This window comes from Azospirillum brasilense, assembly GCF_022023855.1.
Taxonomy (GTDB): Bacteria; Pseudomonadota; Alphaproteobacteria; order Azospirillales; family Azospirillaceae; genus Azospirillum; species Azospirillum brasilense_F.
Window position 1 is genome coordinate 239,442 of the sequence record NZ_CP059450.1, and the last position, 26,112, is coordinate 265,553.

Here is a 26,112-nt window from a genome sequence, read left to right on the forward strand (position 1 = left end):
CAGCCGGTGTCGGTCAAAGACGATATCCTCGCGTTCCTGCGCGACGCACCCAATTTTTCCCGATTGGCGACCGATCCAGAGACGTGGCGCCGAGCCTTGTGCGACGTCGCTCAACCGGCGATTGTCGAGGCCTCCGATCACCCGCTGAGGCCGGCCCAAGTGGCGGCCTGGGAGGGGCTGGCCACGAATCGCGTTGGCCTGGTGCTCGGTCCTCCTGGCACCGGCAAAACCCATCTTTTGGCTTGGCTCATCGTTGGCTATGTGCTCGCCTGTCGGGCGGAGGGGCGGCCCTGCCGTGTCCTCGTCACCGCGTTCACGCGCAGTGCCATCGGCAACCTGATGGACGGAGTTGCCAATCGCGTCGGTGGTTTTGGTTTGGATGATATTCCCACGCTGTTTGCCGGAACCCCACCTCCGGGCGGCCTGTCATCCGGGATCGAAGAACGGGGCGATACGGGCCCAGCTGGACTCGCAACCGTCATTGCGGATCTTGAGCAGCCCCACCTCGTTCTCGGCGCCTCGGTGTGGAGCCTCTTCAAGCTGCTTGAGACCGGGAAGCTGCCTCATGCGGAGCCGTTGCGGGCACCCGTGTTTGATCTGATCTGTATTGACGAAGCCTCACAGATGCCGCTCGGCCATGGCCTCATGGCCTTAGGTGGCCTCGCCACCAACGGCCGCATCATTGTGGCCGGCGACGACAAACAGTTGCCCCCCATCCGCGCGAGTCGTGCGGTAAAGCTTGGCGAGCGTGACCTTGGCGGATCGCTCTACAGTTTTCTGAAGTCAGTTGACGTGCGGGAGTTCCCGCTGACGGAGACCTTCCGCCTCAACGCCCCGCTGGCCGCCTTCCCCGAGCAGAAGTTTTACCCTGGGGAGTATGTCTCGGCGGTGCCAGGTAAGCGCCTGGAGTTTGCGGAGGGCTGGACCACAGGGTTGGCCGATTGGGAACGCATTGCACTCGATCCAGATTGGCCGATCTGTGTGCTTGTCCACAATGGGCCGGCGGCGGCAACCAGCAACTCGTTCGAGGCCAAGCTCGTCGCGCGCCTTACGGAACACTTGCGCCGGTTGATGAGCGGTATCAACGGGGCCACGTCGTACGACGCCCACAGTTTCTGGCGCGAACGACTCGCCATCGTTAGCCCGCACCGAGCGCACAACAGCGAAATCCGAGCGGCATTGGGTGCTGAGGCCGCGCAAGACGCCTTCGTCGAAACGGTCGATCGCATTCAAGGCAAAGAGCGTGACGCGATCATCCTGTCCTATTGCGTCGGCGATCCGGAATTTGCGTTGGCCGAGGCCGCCTTCATCTTCAGCCAGCAGCGGTTGAACGTGGCAGCCACCCGCGCCCGGATGAAACTTATTGTCCTGATCAGCCGTAAGTTGCTCGAGGCGGCGCCACCAGACCAAGACTTGCTCGATCAGGCCGAACTGCTCCGGGAATTCGTATTCGCCTGCGGATCCAAAGGCAGCGTACAGATCCTGGAGGGTGAGAGCGCCGTCACGGTCGACGTGCGTGTCAAAGGGTTCACCGATGATCCCGTCATCGCTGATCTGTCACCGGCGGCATCGCCGGTGACACCGGCCACTCTGACACCGCAGTTGGAGGGAGTGCTGCAGGCGATCCGAGAGGCCCGTGACAACAGTGCGCACGAGGCGGTTGCAATCAGCACCGTCAACAAACTCCTGGCCCGACCGACCACGCATCTCAGTGATTTTGTGACGCTACACGCTTTAGGGTGGATTTCGTTGCAGCAGCGCTCAAGTCGCAATGGGCCGTTTTGGGTTGTGAAGCCACTTGCGAAACGGCGCGTGGTTTTTCCGGCAACCGCGGAGGCGGTGGCGGAGCGCATGGAGGAGGTTGTTCTGGCCGTGCGGCGGCCACGGCGCGCCGCGTATTATGACGCCGTGCGCGACCGCTTCGCCTGGATGGACGAGACGGGTGGGGATCGCCTGTGGCCCCATGTGGAAGCGGCCACTCAGGCTGGCCATCTTGTGGTAGCCACGACCAAGACCGGCTACACGGTGGACCTGCCGAAGGTCCGCCGCACGGCGGACGCCGCAAAGGCGCCACCACCACCGGCGCTGAGCGACGCCGACTTTGTGGTGCTGAACACCCTCGAGACGCTCGAGGCCCAGCGGATCAATTTCGGCGTGTTCGAAGGATGGACCTCGGTGGCCACGCTGGCCGACAGCCTGAGGCGCCCGCCAGAAGAGGTTTTACCGGCGCTTTCGCGTCTGGATGCCAATGGCTATCTGATGATCGCGCAGGAGCAGCGCATCCGCAGCCGCATGGCCGAGCTTGCGCGTGAGGTCCGTTACGTCAAGCAGCGCTTCCGGCCAGGGGATGCCGACGAGCGGCCGTACCTGGTGCGAAGTCTCAAGGTGGAGTTGCGCGACCGCACGAAACCTGAGCGCAACAAACCGCTCGACGCGCCGGTGCTGGCGCTCAAAAACGCCCTTGCCGACACGCCCGCCCAGGTGCAGGCCCTCGACGGCTTGTACACAATGCTGACCAGGCAGTGGGGACCCCGACCGTACATCGCCGGGTTTCAAGAACGCGCGTTTGAGGCGATCCTCCGGGCTTGGCACGGCGATGGTCAGGACACTTTCGTGATTTCGGCCGACACCGGAGCTGGAAAGACCGAAGCCGCAATCCTGCCGTTGATCGCAGGAGCCGCCGCCGACGCTCTCAGCGGCGTCTCGGGCACACGCGCGGTCATCGCCTATCCGCGGATCCGACTTGCGGCAAACCAGTCGCAACGCATCGCCGGCTACTTGGCCGCCTTGGCCGCGGTGCCAGGAATGCCGACCCTCACCATCGGCCTGCAGGTCGGTGAGGTGCCCTGGCACTTCGATCGCCTCGGCGAGCGCGACCGCAAGGCGGGATGGGAGGCTGCCGGGGTAGGATCTCTTCGATTTCCCTTTTTCGCGTGTCCCATCGATTCGTGCGGCCAACCGTTGCTCCTCGACCCCGGGCGGGGGGTTAGCGGCTGTGATCGGTTGCGCTGTTTGGCGTGCGGGTGGACCTTTGACGGCTGGCAAGGGTCTAAGTTCGGGATTGCCGCGAACCCTCCGGCTTTCTTCCTGCCGACAACGGATTCTCTGCATCAATGGCTGCATAACCCCCGTTACGGGACGGTCTTTGGTGATACGGCCGGATTCGCCGCACCCCGTGCCGTCCTGGCAGACGAGATCCACCTCTACTCCCACATTCATGGTGCGCAGGTCGGGCACACGCTGCGACGCCTCTTGGGCCGGGCGGCTGCAAACAGCCCGTCAGCGCATCGTCCTATCGCGATTGGGATGAGCGCAACCCTTGGCAACCCGGCGCAGACCTGGGGACGCCTGATCGACCGCGCGCCCGTCGAGACGATCCGTCCGGAAGTCGGGGAGAGCAACGCCAACCCGCGCGGTCGGGAATATTTCTACTTTGTCCAGCCAGAGGTTGAATCGCGCGGTCGCGATGTTGCCGGCGCCGCCACAACCATCCAGAGCTTGATGTGTCTCGCCCACGGAATGCGGCGGCGCACCGGCACGTCTGGCGGCTACAGGAGCCTTGTTTTCCTGGATTCCATCGACAAGCTGCGGCGCCTGCACAGCGCCTATGTTGATGCTGAGGAAGGGCTTGTGCTGTCGGCTTACCGGACCCGACTCTACAATGACTCTGTGGTCACCGGCAAACCGCAGCGTGAATGCTGTGGCGAGCCTCACGGCTGCGACAGTTTCAAACAAGGCGAGTGTTGGTGGTTTGCGGCGACCGATGCCCATCAGGAAACGGCGGGTGGCCGTCTGCAGCCAGGCAGCCCGCTCCATGTTGCCGCACAGCCCATTTCGTCGGCGGCACGTGGCCAAATCGAAGACATGATCAAGGGCAGCGACATCATCTTTTCAACGTCCTCGTTGGAGGTCGGCTATGATGATCCCAACATCACGCTGGTTTATCAGCACTATGCACCGCAGAACCTGGCGAGCTTTATTCAGCGAAAAGGGCGTGGTGGCCGTGGCATCGATGATCGGCCAATCACGGCCGTCACTCTTTCGATCTACTCGCCGCGAGATTCTTGGTGGTTTCGCAAACCGGCATCCATGATCAACCCTGCGGGCTTTGATCTGCCCATCAACCCTGAGAACTTTTTCGTGCGACGTGGCCAGGTTCTTGCCACCTTGCTCGATGGCCTGGCACGGCATGAAGCAGCGACAGGACAGACGGTTTGGTCGGGGCCAGGGATCCCCACCGAGGCGGCATGGGCGGCGGCACAAGACTATGTCTGCGCCGTGTATGAGCCCGAGGTCTGGGTCGACTTTGGTGTTTCAAGCCTCGAGGAATTGTGGAGCAAGGCGTGCGCGGGCGGCACGCAAATTGCGGATGGGGACTCGCTTGCTACGGTTCGCGAAGCGCTGCCGTGGATCCCCAATCTGCTGTTCGAGACCATCAACCTACCGGCTTTGCACGTCGCTCTTCCGGAGCACACTGAAACGGATGAGTTAAGGCGCGAGGACATTGTGCTTGGCTTGACCTCTGCGGCGCCGGGCAATGTCAGTCGTCGCTTTCACCCCACCATGGCGCACTGGCGACCACCCGTGAATGGCCGCGCCCCTTGGCTGGCTGAAGCGGATTATGCGGCGGCTCTCATGAGACCATACAAGAAGGGAGCGGCCAGTTTGCTGGCGGAACTGCCTCTGGAGGCGCGCGCCTCGATCGGGGCGGATCTGGACCCCACCATTTGCCGCCCACGAACCTTAACGCTCGAAACCGCGGGGCAGTTCTTCGGGGCCGACTGGCAGTCCGGTTGGGCGTTGGATGAGGGTAAGGACGGACCGATGGTGGCACCGGTCCAGGCCAATCGGAACCGCAAACGTCACATCAAGCATGAAACCCGAGGCGATTTGCGCGGGTTCCCTGTGGTCCAGGCTGGCCAAGAGCAGGGGAGGGCGCTGACTCCCGCGCACGGACCGGCTTGGCTCAGCCGCATCGACGCTTTCACGGGCGACGGGCTCGGCAAGAGCAACACCGGGTTGGCGTTGCTCCAGCTTTATTGGGGAGCGGATTGCGAGGTTCGGGTCGATGATCCACAAGCCGAGCCGGTACCCTTTGCGCAGATTTTCACCGCTCCGAATTCCAACGTCCCCCTGCTGCACGGCTTTTGGGTGAGCACGGAAGGCGTCCGGTTCCACGTCAATACCGAGCGTCTGGATCGCTTTGTCACCGCGACGCTTGCACGCCTCACATCCGAGCCGGCGGAGGACAAATGGCATCGGGGCCAGATGATGCGGTATTTGGTCGAGAGTCGCGCGAAAGCTGCTGGTCTCAACGTCTACGATGCCCAGCGCGGCGCTGAATTGTTCGTCGCGGCAGCTGGCACTCCAGCGTTGAAGAGCCGCTTGGTTCAACTCTTGAAGTTCTGGGACGCGGCCGATCTCGCGGCTCTGTTTGAGAACGTTCGCACCGACGTCCTCTCACAGCATCCACTGCTGAGTGAGCGCCGGGTTGCGCGCGTTGCCGAGGCCTTGGGCCAATACACGTTTAAGGAACTGTTCCAAGACGTGCTGAAGGAGACCAAGGATGAGGCTGCGTTCAGCGCGTACATCCGCAGTGTTGTTCTGCACGGCTTGTCGGTGCGACTGAAGCAATCATTCTTGCAGATCGGCCATGGCAACGAGCGCCAGGTTCTCGCTCACGTAAAGCTCCCAATTCAGTTCGGATCAGAGGCCGAGGATGTGATCACGGTAGCCGAGGTTGGTGCCCTGGGTGACGGCACGACACGGACCTTCATCGAGCGGATCGACAAGGCTGTTCGGCAGTGGACAGAGGGCTTCCTGCGTGGCTGCCCCAACGCCGATGAAGATGCGATGCTGGTCCGCTTCTTTGAGCGACGACACGAGCATGAACGCTGGCGCCGATTCGACCCAAACAACCTTGACCGCATGCGGGATCTGGGCCGTGAACTGGGGGTTGCCGACGGGGCGTTGCCGGCAACGCTGCTCCGTGTGCTCTTTGACACCGAGGATGTCGGCATCGAGACGATCGACGTCTATGATCTCGCCTCCGAGATCCGGACCGTGGATGGCGAACTGGTTGCACTGTCTGGCCGTGAGAGTTCCGCCTGGGAACTCACCAGCGCAGCGGTCGGCTTTGCCCGGCGGGCCCCCCACTCTGCCCTTGGACGCCTTCTCGCCGCCTACTGTGGTGTCGAGGATGCCGCTCAGGACGACTCCTTGAGCCCCGAGTCACGATTGGCCGATCAGGTCTATCGTCTGAGCGCTCGCCTTTGCGTTGATGGCTGCCAAGCCTGTTTGCATCAGGGTGGGCACCTGATGTCAGACTCCCTGGTTGCGGCGTCCGTCAGTCGACGGTTGCTCGATCAGTTTCTTGAGCGGTAGAACAGAAGGCGGCTTGCTCTGCCGAGCAAGCCGCCTTCTGACGCACACCCCACGCTTGAGAACCGATGGGCTTGACGACAGCAATGGTCGCCGTCTCACGTACTGAGGACGCGGAACTTATCCAAAGCCCGCTGCTCACCAAGCCAGGTCAACACGCTCGGCGTGACCAACTGAAGCGAGGCCTGGCCTTTGGCCAAAGCGAGCAGAAAAGCATCGACCTCATCGTCCTTTGCCAACGTGTGCAGTTCGTTCATGAGCCTGGTCGCGTCCGCTTGGATAGCCGCGATTCCGGTGGGAAGGTCCAGCGGCGAACCCCGAAGCGCTGCCAGAGCGGTGGTCTCAAGCATAACGAGTTGATCGCCGAGTTGGGGTTGCCCAATGCGGGAAAGCAGGCTGCCGAGAGCGGCCAGTGGCCGCAACTCTGCTGTGGCATACCGTTCGACCATAGTGCGGACCGCGCGCTGCAGGCGCATCACCTCCTTATCGAGATCCTGATAGTCGCGGACCGCCTCATCCAGCGCGGCTGAGTCCTGTGCCGCCCTAAGGATGTCGCCGATGTAGATGACGTTCTCAACGACCTCCTCAAGGGCCTCGTGCTGCTCCATCGCGTATGCCGCCACAAGAGCGCCTGCTTTGCTCAGTGCGCGGAGCTTTGCGACCTGTGCTTCGCAATTGCGGGTCGCTTCAATCGCCCGCCTCAGTGCGTCACCGAGGCGCTTCTGCTCGAGGGCATGCGCCAACTGTGGCAGCTTGGCTTGCAGTTGGTCGAGCTTATCAGTGACCTGATCGAGCATCATGCATTCTCCTCGGTCAGCAGGTGCTGACGGGCCTCGCGCGCGGCCTCTACCAAGTGGACGCCGGCCGTGTGGATCGTGCGCAGGCTTTCCCCACCCGGGGCGGCCGTTTCGATGACGCCGTCCACATGGACGAGCATGGCATCAACGGCGTTCTCGGCTTGAGTGAAGGCATCGGTTGCCTGCTCAAGCCCACCAGCACGCGCTGTGATCAAGTGGCTGAGCAGTTGGGGGGCCTCTGTCGGCAATTCGTCAAGGGCGTTCGCAAACTGGACAACAGTCGCCTGGATGGCGCGCCGCGCCTCGTCAGTGTTCAGCAATAGCTGCAAACGCTCATATGCTATACGCCAGACGCGCACACGGTCCGCAGCAACGTTCGGCAACTGTTCGCTTGCCTGGGTCAGGACCGTATCAACCCGGGTTGCGTGCTCACGCAAGGAGCGTCCGCGCAGCATTTCACTTAAGCGCTTCGCGCGGGATGCCAGAAGAGCCCGTTCCTTCGTCAGGATTTCAGGGACGCTCTGAGCGGCTTTACGGATCAACTCAGCGGTTGCTTCAACGACGGTTGTCGACTGATACTGCGATGGCAATTCGGTGGGTGGATGGGCGATCTCGAGTGTTTGAATGAGTGTCACCAAGGCCCGCGCGGGCTTGCCACTGGCCAAACCAAATCCGGCGGAACCGCCTTGAGGTGTTGCGAGCATGCGCCGCAACATATCCCGCAGGTCGCTATGCCGCTTGCTCGTGGCATCGAGGAAATTCTGCCAAGCTTGGGAGCGCGCTTTGGGATTACTATCAGCCTCGCTTTCGTCGCTGAGAAGCGCCGCCCATTGTTCGCCGGTTGGTGCGGTGGGGAGCACCACACCACGCAGCCAGGCACGCAGCAGCAGGATTTGAGCGGCTGCCGAGGCAACATCCCAGCGCTGGCCTTGGCCCATCGAAAGACGCTTGTCGAGGAATGCGTCGATCGCTTGTTCGAGATGGCGCATCATGCGCGCCAGTTTCCGACGATAGAACTCGACTTCTGACGGCGACAACTGCTCCCGGGCACGCAGCAAGGCATAAGCCTCGAGACCATCAAGGACCCAAGCCTCTGCGGGAACCATAAAGTGATAGGCCCGCTCCTGCCCTGTCCCCACCAACTTCACCAGGTCGGCTGTGAGATAACGCTCCCAGACCCACAGGTCGGCACTCACATTCCAGCGGTCGAGGCTACCGACGATCTCATAAAGCGCCGTGTTCCACTCTGTTGGATTCTTCAATCGTTCGCCGGCACGCCACAGCCGAATATCCTCCGAATTGAGTTGAAGCTTCTCGGCCGCCTTGGTCCGCGCTTTGCTCGGCTTTGTGTTAGGGCGTGGCGTGGGACCCGGTTTGGCCGCATCGGATCCAAGTGGCGGTTCGGTTGGCGTCAGTGGGCTCACGGATGCTGTTGGCAGCGCGGTTGTCGGAGCAGCCTCCGTCAGACGGACTGAAGTCGGCGTACGGAGCGGCGCTCTCGCCGGTCCGGTACTGGGGTCTGTTCCTGGCCAGCGCAACTGAAACGCGTCAAAAACCGGCTGTGGGATCCCATGGAATTCCAACACGCCATCTTCGCGGCTCAGGGTCTCGGGTCGGCCTCTGGCTCCCCAGAACGTTAAGGTCCTGCGCAGTCTGGCCTGCTCCGCCGGCGTATCGGCATAACGTTCAATGATGTTCTGGACTGCCGATGAAAGATACCGGCTCTGCTCGGTGAACGTTGAACGCTCGATCTGAGCGCCGGGATAGCCCCCGTGCGCAATCACTTCAGGGTGGTTCAGCGTTGGGCTCAACACCGCCTGGATCAGGCCACGCGGCGTTTTCCAGGTCATACCGCCGTCATCTTCCTTGAGCGCATCGAAGAAGCCGTCGATTGCACGTTTCGTGAAGGGATAAAGTCCAACGCCGCCGACCTCGTCGAAGGCGGCAAAGCATCCATCCTGGACCGGACATGTCGCGCATGCGTTGGGTGGTGGCATATCCGGATTGTGGCGGAAGTCCTCTCGCCACGCCTTGAGTTGGTTCTGGCTTGCGCGTGTCGCTGCCAAATACCGACTGACGAAAGCCAAACGACGCTCGGGATCGCGGACGGTGACAACGTCCTGCAGGCCATGCTCCCCCTCGCCCAGTCGCACCTCGTGGGTGATGCGCTGACGGTAGTTGCCGGCGAGAGTCCGGTAGTACTCGGGCGTGAGGCCAACAACGGAAATCAGTTCGCACAGATCCGCATTGCTGACAGGACCGTCGCTTGCAGCCTGTCGGGTCGCGGCGTTGGTGACCAGGACGTCGATGAGACTGTCATCCAAACCTTCCCAAGATGTGATGTCTTCCAGCAGCAGAACCAAGCGATTCTTACCGGCGAGCGCACAGCGTACCTCACGAAAGAGGTCCTTCAGGGCTTCTGCCGACACCCCAATCAAATTCCGGATGGCGTCGTTGCGGCGCCGGTTCAGGGCGTCCATCAATGCGATCGTTTGCGGCAGGCTTTCTGCACAATCGCGCGCAATGTCTTCGGCTGATCGTCCCTCGTCGCGCTGCGGCTTGATGACGTCGTAAGCCTCGTCAAACAGCACCGACCAGAGGCTCTTGGCCGGTTGCTTGAGGGGCTCATCATCGAGGGCGTCCACGAGCTCTTCGATGTCGAAGACCGTGAAACGGGCACTCTCGGAGTTGCGCTCTCCCTCTCCAGAGACAAGTTTCAGCAGACGTTCCGGTGCTTTCCATCGGCTCTGGACCTTCTCGGGAAACAGCAGAGCTGCTGGATTCCACCGTTTGCACCATTCGTGGTCTTCGAGGGGAGGATCCGATTCGTTTTGTAAGAGGGCGGCCAGTGTAACATGAAAAACGTTGGCCCGGCCTTTCTGAGTCAATCTCTGGCGCTGGCCACCGATACGATCGAAAAGATGACGGAACTCCGCCGGCAGGCGGAGTTGTAACTGTCTGAGAGCCCCTTCGAGGCTGCCATCGGATCGTTGGAGGAGGATGGGCAGGTCGCGACCTTTCGGCCAATTGATATAGAGCCAACGGATGAGGTGGGACTTGCCGGAACCCGGCTCTCCCTGGACGGCACAGAACGCATGCGCGCGCGTGGGGTCCGAAAGCGCTGCCAGTAGGCCCTGCTCGCTTGCTTCCCGGATGTCGCCACCGTTCGAGCCGAGAATACTGAAATCCAGGATCTTTGTATGGGTCGCCAAGAAAATCGCATCGTCGCCTTCAAGGGCTTCGGTGCGAAACACGGCGCGCGCTGCTTCCGCGGTCCAGCAGGGTGTTGTGGGGATCACCTGGTTAGACATCTCAGACCCCCTCTGACGTCAGAATGATGGCGCGGAACGAGTGCGATTTATCAAATGGATCAGGGAATAATTCGAAATTGTCGCGCGCGTCGCCGCTGACGACGGGTATTAGATGGCCGTCGTCGCGAAGGTTCCGCAAGGCTATGCTAAGTATGAGCGATACAGCACGCGCCGGCATGCGGTGGCCGAGCCTCTGGCACATCCCGTTGAATAGGCGGCCGCCATCCAGATAGGGAAGGTTTTTTGCAATGTGCTCGAGGAAGACATTAGCCGCGATTTCCTGATTGAGCGGCAGCGCTCCCCCCAGCAATTCGCGCGCGAGGCGCTTCGTGACGTCCGGGTATTCGTCGCCTGTCGGCAAACTGACCATCAGTCCGACATGCTCCATCCAGCGGCGCCACGGCGCGTGTTTGGTCGTGTTGAAGCGCCGTTCTCCCGCCTCGTCGGAGGCCCCGATCAGCGCGTCATTGGCTTTGTCCGCAAAATCGTTTCGGCTCCACTCCTCGACCCACAGGGTAGAACCTTCGATCTCGGCTTGGACCACCAGCCAGGCGAACACTTGGATCAACGTTGCGTCAGCATCGTCCTCCGGCGCCGTCAGCAATCTGGCGTGAATGAGATCAGAGAAGGCAGGGAATCGACCGGGCACGCTATCAATGGCAAGCCGCACTTTGGAACGGTCCCGGGTGTCAATCAGGCCCAATCCCAAAGCCGCTTGGATCGTTTGATCGGCCGCGGACTTCTCATCTTTGACCTCTGCTCCGGCTTGTACAAAGCGCGGGTTCAGCCAGTTGAGGAGGTCCTGCCGCTCCATGCTGCCACCGTGCGCTGCTAGGACGGTCAGCAGCGACCAGACGCGTTCTGGCGTTCCTTGAGTAGCGGATAACAATGCCATGTGGGATCCTCATCAGCAGGAACGGAAGCCAGCCAACTCGCGCAGGGCTTCTTGCGTGTAGGGAGCTTCGCGGGAGGCAATCTGCTGCAATGGGCGACCGTCAACGCGCAGATCGCCCGGGGCCACGATCAGCAGACTCAGACGCGGGGTGTCGGCGGCCAAATTCCGGCATCGCGCCCAAAGGCGTGCCGCCGCAACGTTGCCACGCTCAATGAAGATTACCGTTGGGAGGCGCTCCAGCGTCCAACCCGCATCGCTCAGCCAGTCGGCGTGCTCGAGCACCAAGCCAAAACGCGCATCGGAGTGGGCGAGGTGGTTCGCCACGCGCGTCCCGTTGCCGGTCGGCACGACGAACTGCTCGAATCCGAGCCGGACCGAAAGGTCCAGGAGCAGTTCCAGGCCGTGTTCCAGGGTATCGTCGTCGGGTGTCAGAACCGTTGAGCCAGGCCCGAGGCTCCTCACGGTTGCGTCGGCCGCATGGTTCCAGACCACGTTCAGGCCTCCTGATCGCACCATGGATGGCGGCCGCGCGTGGGCGCGGCGGCACGCCGCGCACCGTCCACAGGGCGGGGCGGCCATGCCATCAGAATCGATGAGAGCATACACGCCACGTACCAGGCAATCGCCTTCAGGGTCGCTCAACAAATCACGAAAGGCGCTGAGTTCAGTTAATGCCGCTTTCTGCTCCTCGGTGCGCAGGGTATCGACCTTGGCCCACAACTCCTCGTAAGTGGGCCCATCTTCGAACAAGGCGTCGTTTAAGATCTCGACCTCCCAGGAGGGAGGGCCAATGCTAGAGTCGTTCACCGATGTCACGCGCAGCGCACCAGCACGTTGGAGCAGGTTCAAGAGACTCATGTTCCAGCGACGATTGTAGTCTCCGGATTCCGACCCGAGTCCCTCACGCAGGACGTCAAGGTTGATCAGCGCCAGTCGTCTTGCGCCCTCCCAGCGCAGGGCTGCGTTTTCAATGGCATGCTGCTTGATCGCTTGCCACCGCAGCATCGCCAATTCCAGAGTGAGCCACGACCGACTGGCCAATTGAAAGGCCTGAGCCTCATCGTCCTCCGGGTCATCCGACCTTGTCCAAAGGCAGATGCCAAGTGCTTGATGGCCATCGCGACCGGCGCGACCAATCTCCTGGTAGTAGCGCGCCGCACTTTCCGGCAGGCAGGCATGGATCACCGTACGGACATCGGCCTTGTCGATCCCCATGCCGAAGGCCGACGTCGCGACAACGAGGTCAAGACGGTCCTCAGCCCAAGCGTCGATGATGCTCTGGCGCTCGGCGGTGTCCGAGACCTCTCCGGTGAACAGCGCGATGCGTTCATAGCCCCGCGCTCGCAACGCTGTGTAGAGGTCGCGCGCCTGTTTGACGAGATTAGTGTAGATGATCGCGGGACGGGGAGCACAATCAATCACGGCCATGAGGTCGCGGTCGCGTGTCGCGCGATCTGCGTAACGCTTGGTAACGAGATCGAATTCGTAGCGAGGGACACCGGCGTGGATCTCGAGCCAATGCTCACCGCCATAAGCCCGCATCACCTCGCGCCGGGCAGCTCGGCCAAAAGTCGCCGACAGGAGAACCGTGCGGAGCGCAGGATTTCGCTCCCGCAGTTCCTCCACCAATCCGGGGAGCCTTTGGAAATCGGGTCGGAAGCTACGCCCCCAACTCTCGACAATATGAGCTTCGTCGACGTAGAGTGCGACGAGGTGAGCCGCCAACCCGAAAGCCTTTTGCTCAATGGGGGTCGCGGCTTCGAGCAAAGCGTGATGGGCACTGCCAAAGGCGTGCTCAGGCGAAAGCAGCAGGATCGGCACCTCGCCTCGGCGGAAAGCGTCGATCACCGTGGTGCGCTCATCGAACGACAGTTGGCCGGTCAAAGCGCGGCTGCACTCGAGGCCCGGTATCTGCCGCAGTGTTCGCTCGTGGTCAAGCGCCAGGGCAACGGTCGGTGTAATCACGGCAATGCATGGCGTTCCTTGCGCTCCGGGCCAAGCCTGTGGGGCCATCTGGAAGAGCAGGCTCTTTCCCGTGCCCGTCGGCATGGCCACCATAAGGCTGGCGCGTTCAGGCATGGTGAGCAGTGCCCGCACCGCAGCCTTCTGCGTCTGCGTCCGGTACGCGCCGTGGGGAGAACCACGGAGCAAAGCGCCGTCTGGTGTCGCGGCCCGGTAAAGGCGACGATACGAACTGTCGAGTTCGAGAACCTTTGCAATCTCCACGGGCAGTAGTGGCGACAGGTTCGCCGTAATGCGCAGTAACGTGCCGGTTACCTCCAAGCCGAAGCAGTGCGCCAGATTCTGTTCGCGATCCGACAGCGTGAGACCGTGCCACGCGAGATCCAGATAGCCGTCCGAAAGGCGTGCCCATTCCCTGAGCAACGACAGTCGATCAACGGGCGACTGCGCGGCCGTAAGGGATCGTGAGCAGCGCTCACGGCGCAGCGCTCGCCATTTGTCAGATCGTTCCACTGTATCGTCGATCAATTGTAGAGCGGATGTCACAATGCGCGCCCATTTATACAGTACAGCAATACGCATTTTTGCATTGCTGCCGGCTTTCCAACAAGTGCAAGTTGCGCCTCTGCGCAAAATTTTCTAGGCCCCTCTTACCTTATCCCGCCAACTGGTGACCTGGCCCCATGTGGGACACCAGAGACTAAGTTAGCCAAACACCACTTGGTCCTGCCCCTGAGTTAGGTCCGCAGGCTACGCAACCATTCGGGCCCTCATAGCTTGGATAGCAAACGCCCTCGGGGTCAAGTTCCCGAGGGCGGTGTGCGGCCGCTGCTCATTGTCGTCAGTACTCCACTCCTCGATCCACTCCCGGGCCTCAGCCATGGACAAGAACCAGGACGCCTTCAGGCATTCTTGACGGAGTCGTGCGTTGAAGGATTCAATGAACGCGTGGTCCGTCGGCTTGCCCGGTCTGGAGAAGTCCAGCTCAACCCCGTTCCGATGCGCCCACTGATCCAGCATCCGTCCAGCGAATTCTGGGCCATTGTCGCAGAAGATCCGCTTCGGCTTGGCCGTGTCCCACGACGTGGTGTCTGATACCGGCGAGCGGAGCCCCTGACTCACTGAGGAGGATTCCCAAGACCGGCAATCCGTGATTCGATTCCCCATTGCGATGGGGAGGAGCGAATGCCAGCAGCGTTGCCGATCCGGGAAGACTTGAGCGCCGGCGAGTTGCGCGCCTTGGCGCGGCGGGAGAGCAAAGGGCGGGTGGCGGCACGAATGTTCGCCATCGCCCATGCGCTCGACGGGGTGAGCCGGGCGGAGGCGGCGCGGCTGGCCGGCATGGACCGCCAAGCGCTGCGCGACGCCGTGGTGCGCTACAACGCCGAAGGCGTCGCCGGGCTCTATGATCGTCCGCTGCCCGGCCGGCCGGAATGGCTGAGCGAGGGCGAGCAGGCGACGCTCAAGGCCATCATCTTGGCCGGTCCCGATCCGAGACGGCACGGCTGCATGGAATGGACCCTGCCGATCCTGTGCGAGGTGATCGCCGAACGCTTCGCCAAGACGCTGCATCCGGCCAGCCTGTCGCGCATCGTACGTCGGTTGGGCCTGTCGAAGCAGAAGACGCGGCCCCGCCATCCCCAGTCCGACGCCAAGGCCCAGGCCGCCTTCCAAAAAAGGGGCTGCGCGAAGCCCTGAAGGCCGCGGCTGCCGCGCATCCGCAGCGTCGCCTTCAACTCTGGTTCCAGGACGAAGCGCGCATCGGCCAGAAGGGCCGCACCGCACACCGTTGGTGGGAGCGCGGGCAGCGGCCTCTCGGGCTGTGCGACAAGCGCTTCATCTCGGCCTACCTCTACGCCGCCGTCTGCCCGGCCAGCGGCGCCGACTTCGCGCTGGTCATGCCCACCGTCTCCACCACCGCCATGAGCCTGTTCCTGGACGGCTTCTCCCGGAGCCTGGAACCGGACGTCCAGGCGGTGCTCGTGCTCGATCAGGCCGGCTGGCATGGAGCGCGGACGCTGGTCGTGCCGGACAACATCACGCTGGTGCCGTTACCGCCTTGTGTCTTGGCGAATCCCTAAATTGATATCCGGACGGCACGCCTTCCGTGTGCCGTCCGGGCTGGCCAACCTCGAGCCGCCTTTGGCACAAAGGCCGTGCTGTAGCATGACGGCGGCCAGCTTTCCTTGAAATCCGAACGGTTGCTCGGGCACGAGCCCGCACCACAAGGAAGGAACACAAGGATGTCCAACATGGTCACGACCGCCGGAATCGACTGCGGCAAGTGCTTTTTGGATGTGGCGGTTGTCTTCAGCGGCGACAAGATCCGGGTCGCCAACACGCCAGACGGGCACCAAAATTTGGTGGCCTGGCTCGCCCGGAGGGGTGTCGCTTTTGTCGGACTGGAGGCCAGCGGGGGCTATGAGCGGCCGATCCGTGATGCCCTGCGAACGGCTGGTGTCTCGGTCCGGATCTTCGATCCGGCGCGCGTGCGCTATTTCGCCAAGGCCAAAGGCCAGCGAGCCAAGAACGACACGATCGACGCCGCGCTGATCGCTGAGTTCACCGCCTCCCAGGTGGCTCCGGCCACCACGCCACCCGATCCGGCCCGAGAGGAACTGGCGGGCTTGATCAAGGCACGGCGCCTGCTGGTCGACAAGCGCGTCGATCTGCGTCACGCTTCGGCAGGCGCCCCGGCGATGGCGCAGGCGGCGTTGGAAGAGGCCGTCAAGGGGCTGACTTCGGCGATCGAGGCGCTGGATGCCGAGATCCGCAGCAGGGTCACGGCCCAACCGGAACTGGCCGATAGAGTGGCTGCGCTCCAGACCGCACCCGGCGTCGGGCCAGTGGTGGCCACTACGCTTGCGATCCTGCTCCCGGAACTGGGAAAGACAACCGGAGAACGCATCTCCGCCCTGGTCGGTGTTGCACCCTTCGATCATGACAGTGGCCAATCGCACGGTCAGCGCCACATCGCCGGTGGACGCGCCGACGTTCGGCACACCCTCTACATCGCGGCCGAAGTCGCCGCCACCCACTGCAAAGGCGCGATCGCCGACTTCTATGTCCAGTTGAAAGGGCGCGGCAAGCCGTCGAAGGTGGCGCTGACCGCCTGCATGCGCAAACTGATCGTGCGCCTCAACGCCATGCTTGCCAAAGGCCGGACCTGGGAGGCTGATCCCACCTGACGATGCCGACGGTCGGCGCTCGCCGCCGACCGAATGCCAAGCACACTGAACCGCGGGCGCGGACCGGTCAAGGCCGAAGCCGCCCGAAGGGCGGGCGCGCCTTGACAGGGAGCACCCACGGTTCACTCTTTCCTTCGGAAAAGGACGGTTGCTACAGTCCCGAACTGAACCCAGTCGAGCGCGTCTGGCTGTACCTGCGCGAGCGCTTCCTCTCCCACCGGCTCCTGGACAACTACGACGCCGTCGTCCAGGCCTGCTGCGACGCCTGGAACGCCCTCACAGCCACGCCTGAGCGTCTACGCTCCCTCACCAGCTATCCCTGGCTCCCGTGTGTCAATGCTTAAGCGCGGCGGTATGATGAGCTCGAGCGGCTGCGGGCGGACGTGAGGCGTCCCATGGCTGAGCTGGTTCCGATCGCCACCGCACTCCCGGACGGCGAAGGGCCGGACCGCGACGACGTCCGGGAGCGGCTCGCCCGCCACGCCGCCCTGGCCGACGGCGCCTTCGCCGACGCCACCGTGCGCGCCCGCCGCGCCAACACGCTGCTCTTCGTAACTTGGTGCGCAATGCGCGGCCGCGAGCCGCTGCCGGCCAGCCCGGACACCGTCGCCGCCTTCCTCGACGCCATGGCCAACGGCGAGTCGCTCACCGTCACCCTGCCGGGGCGGCGGCCGCTCGTGATCGATCGGCCGCGCAAGCCGGCCACCCTCGAACGCTACGCGTCATCCATCGCCGCTCTGCACCGCGCCGCCGGCCTGCCCGACCCGCGCTCCGCCGACGCCGTGCGCTTCGCGCTGCGCCGGCACTGGAACGCGCAGGGCCGGATGCAGCGCCAGGCGCGCGGGCTCACCTTTGACCTCCGGCAACGGCTGCTCGAACCGGAGCCGCGCAGCCTGCTTGAGTCGCGCGACCGGGCGCTGCTGGTGGTCGCCTACGGCACGCTGTGTCGATGCGGGGAACTGGTGACGCTCGATGTCGAGGACCTCACGCGCGGTGCGGACGGCGATGCGGTGATCACCGTGCGGCGCTCGCAGACCGACCAGGAGGGCGAGGGCAGCGACCGCTACCTGGCTCCCGACACCGTGGCGGTGCTGGACGCGTGGCTGTCCGCCGCCGGCGTCACCGAGGGGCAGCTGTTCCGCGCGGTGCGCAAGAACGGCGTGCCCGGCAAGCCGCTGCAGGGCCAGGAAGTGCCGCGGCTGTTCCGCGCGCTGGCCCAGCGCGCCGGCGTGCCGGAACGCGCGATGGCCGAACTGTCCGGCCACTCCACACGCGTCGGCGCCGCCCAGGACCTCGCCACCGCCGGCGTCGCGCTGCCCGAGATCATGCAGGCCGGTGGCTGGAAGGCGCCGACCATGGTGGTTGGCCGGCAAGCAGGGACGGTAGCGGCGATGGGTGTGGGCGACATGGCGACGTCGCCGGAACACTCGGTGCGGCGCTGGCCGGCGCTTGCTGCGACGGGCTGGTCCTTCGCCGGACGCAATCGGCGCGTCGGCATCGCGCGGGGGCTGATCGCCGCCCAGAGGTCGCCACTGGGGTGCCGCCCCCGTAGGCCATTGGCCGTCTGCCCCGTGAGCAGCCGGCGGCGCCAGCGGATTAGCAGGCTGGGATCGACCCCACGTCGGCGGGCGACCAGCGACACGCTCATGCCGGGCTCGCAGGTCTCCGCCACCAGTTGCTCTTTCTCCGCCCGCGACCAGCGCCTCCGGCGGGGAGCTGCCTCGACGATCTCCATCAGCAAGGGAGCGCTCGCCGTCATAGGGACAGCACCAGGACCATCCCTATGACAGCGAGCGCTCACCTCCTCCGCAGCGGCAAGGCGGTGCGACCACCGCCCCAAAGCCCAGCGCCCGGTCCCATGGGCCTCAGCATAGGCTTTCAACGTCAGCCCATTGCCCTTCCAGGCCTCGACATAACCGCGCCACTAACTCTCCAGAACCGCACCCGACATGCTCGTTCTCCGCTGATCTGCAGCCAGAGGAATATGTTATGAACCCGGATCGCGTCGGATGTGTCGTCACGCAACGCTTACGGCTAAGGTGCTGCTGTCGGACGAGCACTTCTCGGTGGATGGCGCGCTGATCGGTGAGCCATCGAGGCGCCATCGGTTCGAGCCCGGCGGCGAATGGGGCCAGTGTGAAGAGCTTCCGGCCCAAGGACGGCAGCGGCGACCCGCTGGAGCCGGGGCGCAACGGCGAGCGCGACTTCCATGGTGAGAAGCGCTCCAACCAGACCCATGCCTTGACCAGCGATCCCGAGGCGCGGCTGTACCGCAAGGGCACTGGACAGCCGGCGACGCTGGCCTTCATGGGGCACGCGCTGATGGAGAACCGCTACGCCCTGGTGGTCGATGGCTGGCTGTCCGCGGCCCCCGGCTCGAAGACTCCCCGCGACAATGGCCACATGGTCATAAACGAAGGTCCTGCTCACGCTGACGATGCGTCTTCCAGAGCGCTGACGACCTCTCTGCGTTGCTCTTCGGTGAGGTAAGCCCAAGGCACGATCGTCAGGTGGCCCGTCTCCGGATTGATAAGGTGGGGGTCGACAAAGAATGATCGATCGATACACTGAAGAGCTTCGCCAATTTCATTCGATGCCGCCGGCCGGTATATCTGTGTCGCGGGGCGCGTTCTTCCGTCGGAGTAAAAATACTCCGGATGTTCCCAGCCGTCCTGCGTGGGATAGAAATGGATCATGCTGCTGATCCACTCATCTCCCTCCATCCGCTCGCCGAGCGGGATGCGCAGAAACCGGTGCTCCCGGGTATTCAGGGGGGGCTTGCAACCGGGGGGCAGCTCGTCCTCGCCGTTCGACGAAAGCCATGGGGCATGAAAACAAACGGTTGGCGTGTTCATGGGCTTGTCCTTCTGCGCTTGAGCGCTCGATCGCGTCGACGCGTCCGGTCGCCCTCGAGCTGGTCGTCCGGCTCCGCTGCTCGGATCTCTTCTTCAGGACCTATGGACGTTTCCCGGTCCATGCGGCGCGCCAGTGAGGCACGCTGGTGACCCGTCACGTCGGGATGCTCGATGACGGCGCGCGTTGCCAGTTCCAGCGCGTTTTGCTGGCTTGTCGCGCGCCCGATCATGTCTGGCCTCCAAGGCTCACCGGCCTCCGCTGGGCCGCCGACGTACCACAGCCACGCGATCGGGCCGCCTGGCCACCATTCGACACGCCAAAGTTCGGCCCCGACGAGGCCGACGTTGAGGCGACAGGTGCCGTCCCGCCGGCATCGCCACCACGCGGTGCCTTTCGCTTCGTCCGCCAGCGGCACGGGGTCGGGCTCGCCGCAAAGTTTGTCCGCGCAGTGCTGGAGCTCTGCCCTGGCCGCGGCGGTGTTCGGGATCCATACGGCGATCCGGGTGTGGCCGCGTGCCTTGCGGCGCTCCGCATAGGCGAGGCTTCGTTGGCTGTCGCTGAGTGGCATCGGTGCGGCTTCGGTCGAGACGTCAAGTCGGAACTTCGAGGCAAACGCCTCGGTGCGGAAGCGTAGCGCCTGCGGGTTGGCTGCTCGTGGACCCCGGGCGGAGTGCGTGAGCGTCGCCGGGCAATCGCAGGGTTAGGGTAGGATCGTGAATGATAACGAGTCAAGAACAAAGACCGGAGTGACTCATGGGTTCAGCAAAATCCTGTCACACGTCCGCGTCGCTTCGACCGCCGGGGCATGCTCCTCCTGGGCTGCATGCCTCCTTGGGATGAGCTGGGGTGTTCGTTGCGTGGTGATCCTTCATCCCACACGATGGTGCCGCGGAGTCTCTCTCCCGATGACACGCAGTGGCTGAACCGGATGAGGGCAGGTGGCTTTCCCGCAGATGCTTAAACTTACGGCGGTGCCGCCACCGGTGTTTCAGGACAGATGGCGGATATCGGAAGGGATCACGGGAACCCTCAGGGGCCCGCGATGACCTGCCTGCCCAGGCGCAGACCGTTTCACTCAACGAATGGCGTGGCCGGTTCCTCCGGCCGGGACGGTGTCCATCATCAGGCGCTCCTCGGCGGATCGTGGGGTAAGCGGCTGGCGGCTGTTCGGCCGACCCTCCTTCACGGCTTTCCGCGGGGCCAGGGCGCCGCCCATGGGGACGGCCCCCTATGGGCCGCGTCTGGTGACGTGCCGTGAGGAGAACACAAGGATGCAGCCCAACGTTCAATCCTCCTTGCCCAGGACGGATCTGACCCGCTTTTCGAATGGGGCCTTCGAGATGGTGCTGGTGACGAAGGCCGCCCCCGATGAGCCGTTCGAGCGGACCTGCGAGCGTGTGTACGCGTTGATGGCGCTCTTCGCCGGAATTCCAAAGGAGGCGCCCGCGGGCTGGACGGCGCACCAGCACGCGCAACTGCGACGGACTCAGGACCAGCTTCGGCGCATGGTTCCGCGGCTCGTCGACCAATACGTCCGGGTTCTGGCGCAACACCATCAGGACCGCCTGAGGAGTTTGCGTCGGAGGCGGTTGGTCGGACACACTTAGATTGCGTTTGGGAGGCTGGGGAAGGGGGACCTGTTGGCGGAAGCCTCCACCTGACGCCGAGGGCAGCGGAGCGGTTCGGGCGGTGTTGACGCCCGGGCCGTTCCGGTGTGACGAGCGGTTTGCAGCGCGCCGGTCGGCTCGCCGATTGCGGCCGGACGGACAACGGCGGTCCGTCGCCAGCCTTCCCGGGCCGGCGGGTGCGCGCGACGCGAGGCCGCCGCGGGGAGGCGGGTCTTCGGCACGGCTTCCTGAGCCACCGGCCCGATCATCCTGTGAGCCACCTCCGCCCGTGTCCTTCCGATCGGCCACAACGCGCTGTTCTGGTCCGTAGTGGGGCGATGGCGCCGGCCCTGTGGTCACCGCGCCCGTCCCTGTCCTCGCGGGAGGCCGTTCGTGAAGGCGCCGGACGGCGGCGGCGAGCCGCACTCTCCTGTGCGCCGCCGGCGAACATCGCCCGCCTCCCGGCCGCTCCGAACCTGCGTGCGGGACGCGCCAACGCCGGGCGATGGGGGTGCCGGCGCTCTGGTGTCGGCGGGCGTGCCGGACGGTCCGGGCCGGCCGCGTCGACCGCCCGATTTCCGGCGGATGGCTGCCGCGTTGACGCCGCGGTCCGCGCCGCCCCGGCGTGCCTGGTGACGGCGTCCTGCGGACCGAGGGGGCGTTCCATCGGGGGCGGCGCGGCCGGTCAGCGTGTTCCGATGACGCGCTCGGCGAGCATGACCAGGGCTTTGCCCTGGTCCTGGCGCGACGCCCGTTGCCAGTCCGACGTGGTCATGAGGGTTTCCAGGGCCGTCAGCGCGGCTTCCGGCGACAAAGCGACCGTCCCGTACGGCGCGACGGCGCCACCAACGCCGTCCGCGGTGGGCGCGAGCGCCATGGTGCCGTCTTGCGTGTCGAGCGTGACCACCCAGGGGCGCCGGGTGGCGTCCCATCCGGGCGGCAGGGGAATTCGGAACCGCGCCATCGTCCTCACTCCATGCTGTTGGACTGGACGGAGGATAGGCGCTTCTCTGCGGAGCGGTTGCTCGGGCGCGCGGCGGTCGCGCGTCGGTTTTGCAGCGTTGCACGTTCCGGCGTCCAGCCCCGGGGGCGCACGATCCGCTTGGCCGGCGTTCCGGATCCGTCCGGAGCCACGCGGTCCGGTGCCGTCGGATACAAGGGCGCCCTCGCGGCGGGCCTCGTCGTTGACCGTGCCAGCGCGGCCGGCAGCGCCGCCGGGAACGGCCGTGGCCGGGCCGTCGTCACGGCGCACCATGCCACGTGCCGGGCATGAACCCCGTTCGCCGCGCCGGTGGCCGGCCCTGGCCGTCATCGCCTGCCGCAGCGACCAGGACAGGACGCAGGGGCAGACGAGGTCGACGAGCCGGTCAGGGCGCCCGGCGAGGCTGATCCGCGGCCGTCGGCGGCCGGGCGCCGGCCGAGTCGCGCCGGCTGCCGCTGGCAACGCCGCCCACCGGCGCGGCGTCGCCAGCGACAGCCCGGTGCCCACCCGGTTCATGGGCGGGCGGACCGCCGCCGCAGGCCGGGAAGCCCGTCGGCGGGCCGGCGACGGCGTCGTCACTCCGCAGGCCGGCCGAGGCCATCGCCGCGGGACGACCCGACGCCGGTGGTGGCGAGCCGCAGCAGGACGGGGTGGCCGCGGCGGCGGGGATCGGCGCGGTGCCCTGGGGCGCTCTCTGAGGGCGGGGGCAGCCCTGGTCAGCCGTCCCAGCCCCGTCTCCCGGCCCCTACGACGCTCTGGCGCCCGCGGCGGACGACGGTGCCGGTCGGCCACGCGGTCCGGGCGGCGCCGGCCCTGGCTCCTGCGGGCCGCTCCGGCGGCGGGGTGGACGCCGGGCGTGGTCGGCCGCGATTCCGTGCTCCGCCGTCGCCGGGCGGCGCGGTGTCCGATCCCGTTGCGGCGGCGGCTTGGTGTGGCCGCCGGGCAGCGAGTGGCCGGAGGGCCCTCCGGTGCCGACGGCCGGTCCCGCGCCCTTTTGCGCTCCGCGGTCCGGCGCCGTGGGAGCGCGCGCGGCCGTGCCGCGCATCGGGGGTGTCCGGACCGCGCCGCCGGCGGCGCGGTCAGGCCGCCGGGGCGTCGTCCGCGAGGGGCTCGATGTGGAGGCGGCGGTTGGGGCCGACGCGCACGCCATGGTCGATGCGGTTGACGTATTCGCGCAGCTTCGCCATCGTCTCTCCGGCGGGATCGTAGGTCCCGTCGGTGAGGTCCTTGATCGAGTGCCCCATGAGGCGCTTGCGGGCGCCGACCACCACCTCCGCTTCGCGCAGGCGGACGTTGAAGTCCTTGCGCAGGGAGTAGTGGTCGTTTCCGGGCCGGTAGAGACCGTGCGCGCGCGTGTACCGGCCGAAGTCCTTGCTGAACAGGTCGGAAAACCTCTCGTAGGACGCGCCGCGCTCGACGTCGGCGAACAGACGGGTGACGTTCTCCCGGCGCCGCAGCGCCGCGAGCTCGAGGATGCCGAGCTCGAGCAGCATGCGGTGGATGGGCACGTCCCGCTTGGAGGACCGCGTCTTGCAGGTCTTGCCCGGCCCGTCGCAGACGCGGAAGCACCAGACGCCGTCCTTCTGGTGGATGTCGGCGACGTGGAGCTGCAGCGCCTCCTCCGGCCGCAGCCCGGCGTGGGCGGTGACCAGGGGCGCCCAGAAGAAGGCGTCGGTGCGCAGGCCGTCGCCCTGGAACGCCGGCGAGGCGAACAGCGCGCGCACGCCGTCGTGCCCCCAGGGTTCACGGTCGCGCCGCGGCACGTCGCGGTCCCGCGCGTCGCGTTCTCCGTCGTCCAGACGCTTGCCCTGCGCCGGGTTGGGGCCGGCGAAGCGCTTCTTTTTGATGGCCCAGTCGATGGCGGCCTTGACGCGGTCCAGGTGCAGGTTGAGCGTCGTGGAGGTCAACCGCCGGATGCGCAGGCGGTCGCGCCTCTCGACGAAGTCCGCGCGCGTCAGCTCGCCCAACTGGTGCCGTTCCTCCAGCTCGTCGATCCGGTCCTGCTCCTCGGCGTCGGTCGCGTCGGCGACGTCGCTGGCCGTCCGACGGTCCTGGGCGCTCTTGCCGTGGTTCGCCGGCAGCCGCTCGATGATGGCGCGGAACCGGTCGATGTCCTCCGGCTCGATCGTGTCGAGCGGCCGGTCGCCGACCGCCTCGACGAAGAGGCGGCGGGACGCCTCGACCTTGCGGCGCATGTTCGTCACCCAGGACGCCGACGAGGATTTCTCGGCGATCAGGCCGTCGAAGGCCTCACCGATCGTCAGGGTGGAGGAGCGCGGCGGCGGCACGCCGACGGCCGCGGGCGGCGCTTCCGCGCCGGCGGCGGGAGGCGCCGCGCGGTCCTCGGGGGGCGCGGGGCGCGCGGGGGGCATGGCGGGCGCCGCCGGCGGCTCGGGCACCGCCGCTTCCCGCGGCCATGACACCGGCGGCGCCGGGGCCGCCGGCGCCGGCCCCGTGGCGGTGGCCAGGACCAGGGCGCCCGGCGCCGCGGCGGCGGCCGGCGGGGCGAAGAAGGCGCCGGTGGCGGAGGTCCCGCTCTCGTGCTGCTCGTGGGCGCTCGCCACCTCGTTGGCCAGCCCCCAGGCGGCCTTGCGCAGCAGCAGCCGGTAATCGGGCATCTCCGGCGCCAGGGCCATCTGCAGCCGGGCCAGCGTGGCGTCGAGGGGGCCGCGCGCGGCGTCGAGCTCGTTCAGGCGCAGGGCGGCCTGCATCTCGCCGCGCAGGGCGCGGGCACGGGCCACCGCGGCTTCGGCCTCGCCGGGGCTGCGCGGCGGGGCGAGCGCGCGGGCGAGTTCCGCCGCTTCGATCTCGTGGTGGACGAGATCGAGGATGATGGCGTCCATCTGCGCCTTGCTCATCGTCAGCCCGAGGGCCATCGCCTGCCGCACTCCGTCGAACAGCGCGTCGGTCGCCGCCCGGAGCCGGGCGGCGCGCGCGAGCGCCTCGGCGGGAATGTTTGTCCGCAGCGAGACGACGGTTTCGCGCCGGCGGAAATAAGCGGAAAAATTTTTCGGAATGCGCCGGCGCCACCACCAGACGGTGCCGCGCTGGAACAGATGGGGGGTGGGCAGCATGCGTCCTCCGCGCCGGCCGGGGCGGCGGCTGGGAATCGGCGGTGGGGCACCGTGTGGTACAGCCGGTGCTACAGCGCGCGCCCGAGCCCCCGCCGGCCGTGTGGCCAGTGGCTAAGTGCCCGGAAGTTGTCGTTTCCAGCTGTTGATGCGAGCAGCGTAAACCTTTAACGGCCGTTACATGGCATTAGATGACAATACGGCACATCTTTATTTGCGAGGGACAAGCAACGTGACAGCTATAAGTGATTTCGTCCTATGGTGGCGCTGACTCACGGCAGAGGCTTCCCAAGGCTGACAATCCGTGTTTCGACTCGCTATCCACGACGGGGAACAGCGAACGCCGGTGGCGTTGCCGATCCAGGCGAACTGTATGCATCCGGTGAGTGACGCGGATATGTACTTATGCTCGCCAAGTTGCACCGGGCCGGCGAGCTGACGGCCGTGTGGGTACCCGACGGGGCCCACGAGGCGATGCGCGACTTGATCCGGGCTCGGGCGACGGCGTTGCAGGTGTTGGGCAAGTCCCGCCAGCACCCGCGAGGCTTTCTATCGTCATAGCTGATTCGATGCTATGGCCCCATGGGAAGTATTTCGATAATAATTGCTGAGACTAAACGAAAAAGACGCGGACGATACTATGCCTACATCAAGCTCATTTCTTGGTGTTCTTTAGATCGGCTGCAGCCCGCAACATTTTCAGCAGATCCCGGCGACCTCTGTGGGTGTCACCAGTTACTGCCGAAATTGCCACCATCAGCTCTTCATCAAGCACGCCAGCTGTTTGCCGATTAACCATATTGGGTTCGACCCCGGCCTCTGTAGCGTCATCGCGAAATTCGAAATTCAAAATTCGCAAGGAGTGTCGAGCTTTCGCAACTAAGCGACCATGCATCGCTTGGCTAACGGCGGATGGGCTTACACCCGCCGCGAGCGCAAAATTTCTACTGCTTCCATACACTTGGCGACCGCGATCAACCATCTCGCGTAAGCGTGATAGCTCGATCTCGGACAGCTTGTCTTCTTCGCTTGGCCGTGGCATATTCGGAGAATACATATTTC

The 26,112-nt window shown here is 65.2% G+C and carries 14 protein-coding genes and 5 pseudogenes; 8 read left to right on the forward strand and 11 right to left on the reverse strand.

The features are described 5' to 3' along the window. Positions 1 to 6 precede the first annotated feature (6 nt). Entirely contained in the window at positions 7 to 6,384 is a 6,378-nt protein-coding gene (locus tag H1Q64_RS14470; RefSeq protein WP_237905895.1) for an AAA domain-containing protein, read from the forward strand. Between the two features lie 95 nt (positions 6,385 to 6,479). Here the strand turns inward: H1Q64_RS14470 and H1Q64_RS14475 are convergent, their stop codons facing one another. From H1Q64_RS14475 to H1Q64_RS14495, 5 genes and pseudogenes are all read right to left on the reverse strand, one after another. Continuing rightward, the gene (locus tag H1Q64_RS14475; RefSeq protein WP_237905896.1) at positions 6,480 to 7,181 is read right to left on the reverse strand and encodes a hypothetical protein; all 702 of its coding nucleotides are present in this window, start codon (positions 7,179 to 7,181) and stop codon (positions 6,480 to 6,482) included. Further along, positions 7,178 to 10,432: a hypothetical protein gene (locus tag H1Q64_RS14480; RefSeq protein ID WP_237905897.1), complete on the reverse strand. Its 3,255-nt coding sequence runs from the start codon at positions 10,430 to 10,432 to the stop codon at positions 7,178 to 7,180. Before H1Q64_RS14480 ends, H1Q64_RS14475 begins: the two co-directional genes overlap by 4 nt. Before the next feature lie 58 nt (positions 10,433 to 10,490). Next, entirely contained in the window at positions 10,491 to 11,384 is an 894-nt protein-coding gene (locus tag H1Q64_RS14485; RefSeq protein ID WP_237905898.1) for a hypothetical protein, read from the reverse strand. A 12-nt stretch (positions 11,385 to 11,396) separates the two neighbouring features. After that, a complete protein-coding gene (locus tag H1Q64_RS14490) occupies positions 11,397 to 13,928 on the reverse strand; it encodes a helicase-related protein (protein WP_237905899.1) in 2,532 nt (843 codons plus the stop codon). 168 nt (positions 13,929 to 14,096) lie between these two features. Further along, positions 14,097 to 14,411, reverse strand: a pseudogene (locus H1Q64_RS14495) (integrase core domain-containing protein); the annotation flags it as partial. 120 nt (positions 14,412 to 14,531) lie between these two features. On the opposite strand from H1Q64_RS14495, the gene H1Q64_RS14500 reads away from it, so the two are divergent. The 4 genes and pseudogenes from H1Q64_RS14500 to H1Q64_RS14515 all read left to right on the forward strand — a co-directional run. Continuing rightward, positions 14,532 to 15,044 carry a winged helix-turn-helix domain-containing protein gene (locus H1Q64_RS14500; protein WP_237905900.1) on the forward strand — a complete coding sequence of 171 codons (513 nt, stop codon included), beginning with the start codon at positions 14,532 to 14,534 and terminating at the stop codon, positions 15,042 to 15,044. After that, positions 15,041 to 15,427: a transposase gene (locus H1Q64_RS14505; protein WP_269145404.1), complete on the forward strand. Its 387-nt coding sequence runs from the start codon at positions 15,041 to 15,043 to the stop codon at positions 15,425 to 15,427. Before H1Q64_RS14500 ends, H1Q64_RS14505 begins: the two co-directional genes overlap by 4 nt. 171 nt (positions 15,428 to 15,598) lie before the next feature. After that, positions 15,599 to 16,534: an IS110 family transposase gene (locus H1Q64_RS14510; RefSeq protein WP_237905901.1), complete on the forward strand. Its 936-nt coding sequence runs from the start codon at positions 15,599 to 15,601 to the stop codon at positions 16,532 to 16,534. A gap of 824 nt (positions 16,535 to 17,358) precedes the next feature. After that, positions 17,359 to 17,883: pseudogene (locus tag H1Q64_RS14515) on the forward strand (tyrosine-type recombinase/integrase); the annotation flags it as partial. Between the two features lie 257 nt (positions 17,884 to 18,140). On the opposite strand, the pseudogene H1Q64_RS14520 reads toward H1Q64_RS14515, so the two are convergent. Beyond that, positions 18,141 to 18,293, reverse strand: a pseudogene (locus H1Q64_RS14520) (transposase); the annotation flags it as partial. A gap of 277 nt (positions 18,294 to 18,570) precedes the next feature. Between H1Q64_RS14520 and H1Q64_RS14525 the strand changes: the two are divergent. Continuing rightward, positions 18,571 to 18,910, forward strand: a pseudogene (locus H1Q64_RS14525) (hypothetical protein); the annotation flags it as partial. Positions 18,911 to 18,960: 50 nt separating this feature from the next. On the opposite strand, the gene H1Q64_RS14530 reads toward H1Q64_RS14525, so the two are convergent. After that, positions 18,961 to 19,389: a hypothetical protein gene (locus H1Q64_RS14530; protein WP_237905902.1), complete on the reverse strand. Its 429-nt coding sequence runs from the start codon at positions 19,387 to 19,389 to the stop codon at positions 18,961 to 18,963. Then, positions 19,386 to 19,958, reverse strand: a complete 573-nt coding sequence (locus H1Q64_RS14535; protein WP_237905903.1) for a hypothetical protein — start codon at positions 19,956 to 19,958, stop codon at positions 19,386 to 19,388. Before H1Q64_RS14535 ends, H1Q64_RS14530 begins: the two co-directional genes overlap by 4 nt. Positions 19,959 to 20,661: 703 nt before the next feature. On the opposite strand from H1Q64_RS14535, the gene H1Q64_RS14540 reads away from it, so the two are divergent. Beyond that, on the forward strand, positions 20,662 to 20,997 hold the full coding sequence (locus H1Q64_RS14540; protein WP_237905904.1) for a hypothetical protein: 336 nt from the start codon (positions 20,662 to 20,664) through the stop codon (positions 20,995 to 20,997). A gap of 685 nt (positions 20,998 to 21,682) precedes the next feature. On the opposite strand, the gene H1Q64_RS14545 is transcribed toward H1Q64_RS14540, so the two are convergent. Together H1Q64_RS14545 and H1Q64_RS14550 are read right to left on the reverse strand one after the other, a co-directional pair. Next, the gene (locus H1Q64_RS14545) at positions 21,683 to 21,961 is read right to left on the reverse strand and encodes a hypothetical protein (protein ID WP_237905905.1); all 279 of its coding nucleotides are present in this window, start codon (positions 21,959 to 21,961) and stop codon (positions 21,683 to 21,685) included. A gap of 1,097 nt (positions 21,962 to 23,058) precedes the next feature. Beyond that, positions 23,059 to 25,053 (reverse strand): site-specific integrase, encoded by a 1,995-nt coding sequence (locus tag H1Q64_RS14550; RefSeq protein ID WP_237905906.1) that lies wholly within the window; start codon positions 25,051 to 25,053, stop codon positions 23,059 to 23,061. Positions 25,054 to 25,458: 405 nt separating this feature from the next. On the opposite strand from H1Q64_RS14550, the pseudogene H1Q64_RS14555 reads away from it, so the two are divergent. Beyond that, positions 25,459 to 25,602, forward strand: a pseudogene (locus H1Q64_RS14555) (IS110 family transposase); the annotation flags it as partial. 103 nt (positions 25,603 to 25,705) lie between these two features. Here H1Q64_RS14555 and H1Q64_RS14560 read toward each other — a convergent pair. Beyond that, positions 25,706 to 26,092, reverse strand: coding sequence for a hypothetical protein (locus H1Q64_RS14560; protein ID WP_237904040.1), 387 nt, complete (start codon positions 26,090 to 26,092; stop codon positions 25,706 to 25,708). Between the last annotated feature and the right edge of the window lie 20 nt (positions 26,093 to 26,112).

Bases quoted from the DNA above. Each gene is read 5' to 3' on its own strand.
- H1Q64_RS14530 (WP_237905902.1), bottom strand. From the start codon at position 19,389: ATGAACACGCCAACCGTTTGTTTTCATGCCCCATGGCTTTCGTCGAAC.
- H1Q64_RS14535 (WP_237905903.1), bottom strand. From the start codon at position 19,958: ATGCCACTCAGCGACAGCCAACGAAGCCTCGCCTATGCGGAGCGCCGC.
- H1Q64_RS14510 (WP_237905901.1), top strand. From the start codon at position 15,599: ATGGTCACGACCGCCGGAATCGACTGCGGCAAGTGCTTTTTGGATGTG.
- H1Q64_RS14490 (WP_237905899.1), bottom strand. From the start codon at position 13,928: ATGCGTATTGCTGTACTGTATAAATGGGCGCGCATTGTGACATCCGCT.
- H1Q64_RS14545 (WP_237905905.1), bottom strand. From the start codon at position 21,961: ATGGCGCGGTTCCGAATTCCCCTGCCGCCCGGATGGGACGCCACCCGG.
- H1Q64_RS14485 (WP_237905898.1), bottom strand. From the start codon at position 11,384: ATGGCATTGTTATCCGCTACTCAAGGAACGCCAGAACGCGTCTGGTCG.
- H1Q64_RS14540 (WP_237905904.1), top strand. From the start codon at position 20,662: ATGCAGCCCAACGTTCAATCCTCCTTGCCCAGGACGGATCTGACCCGC.
- H1Q64_RS14500 (WP_237905900.1), top strand. From the start codon at position 14,532: ATGCCAGCAGCGTTGCCGATCCGGGAAGACTTGAGCGCCGGCGAGTTG.
- H1Q64_RS14560 (WP_237904040.1), bottom strand. From the start codon at position 26,092: ATGCCACGGCCAAGCGAAGAAGACAAGCTGTCCGAGATCGAGCTATCA.
- H1Q64_RS14550 (WP_237905906.1), bottom strand. From the start codon at position 25,053: ATGCTGCCCACCCCCCATCTGTTCCAGCGCGGCACCGTCTGGTGGTGG.
- H1Q64_RS14475 (WP_237905896.1), bottom strand. From the start codon at position 7,181: ATGATGCTCGATCAGGTCACTGATAAGCTCGACCAACTGCAAGCCAAG.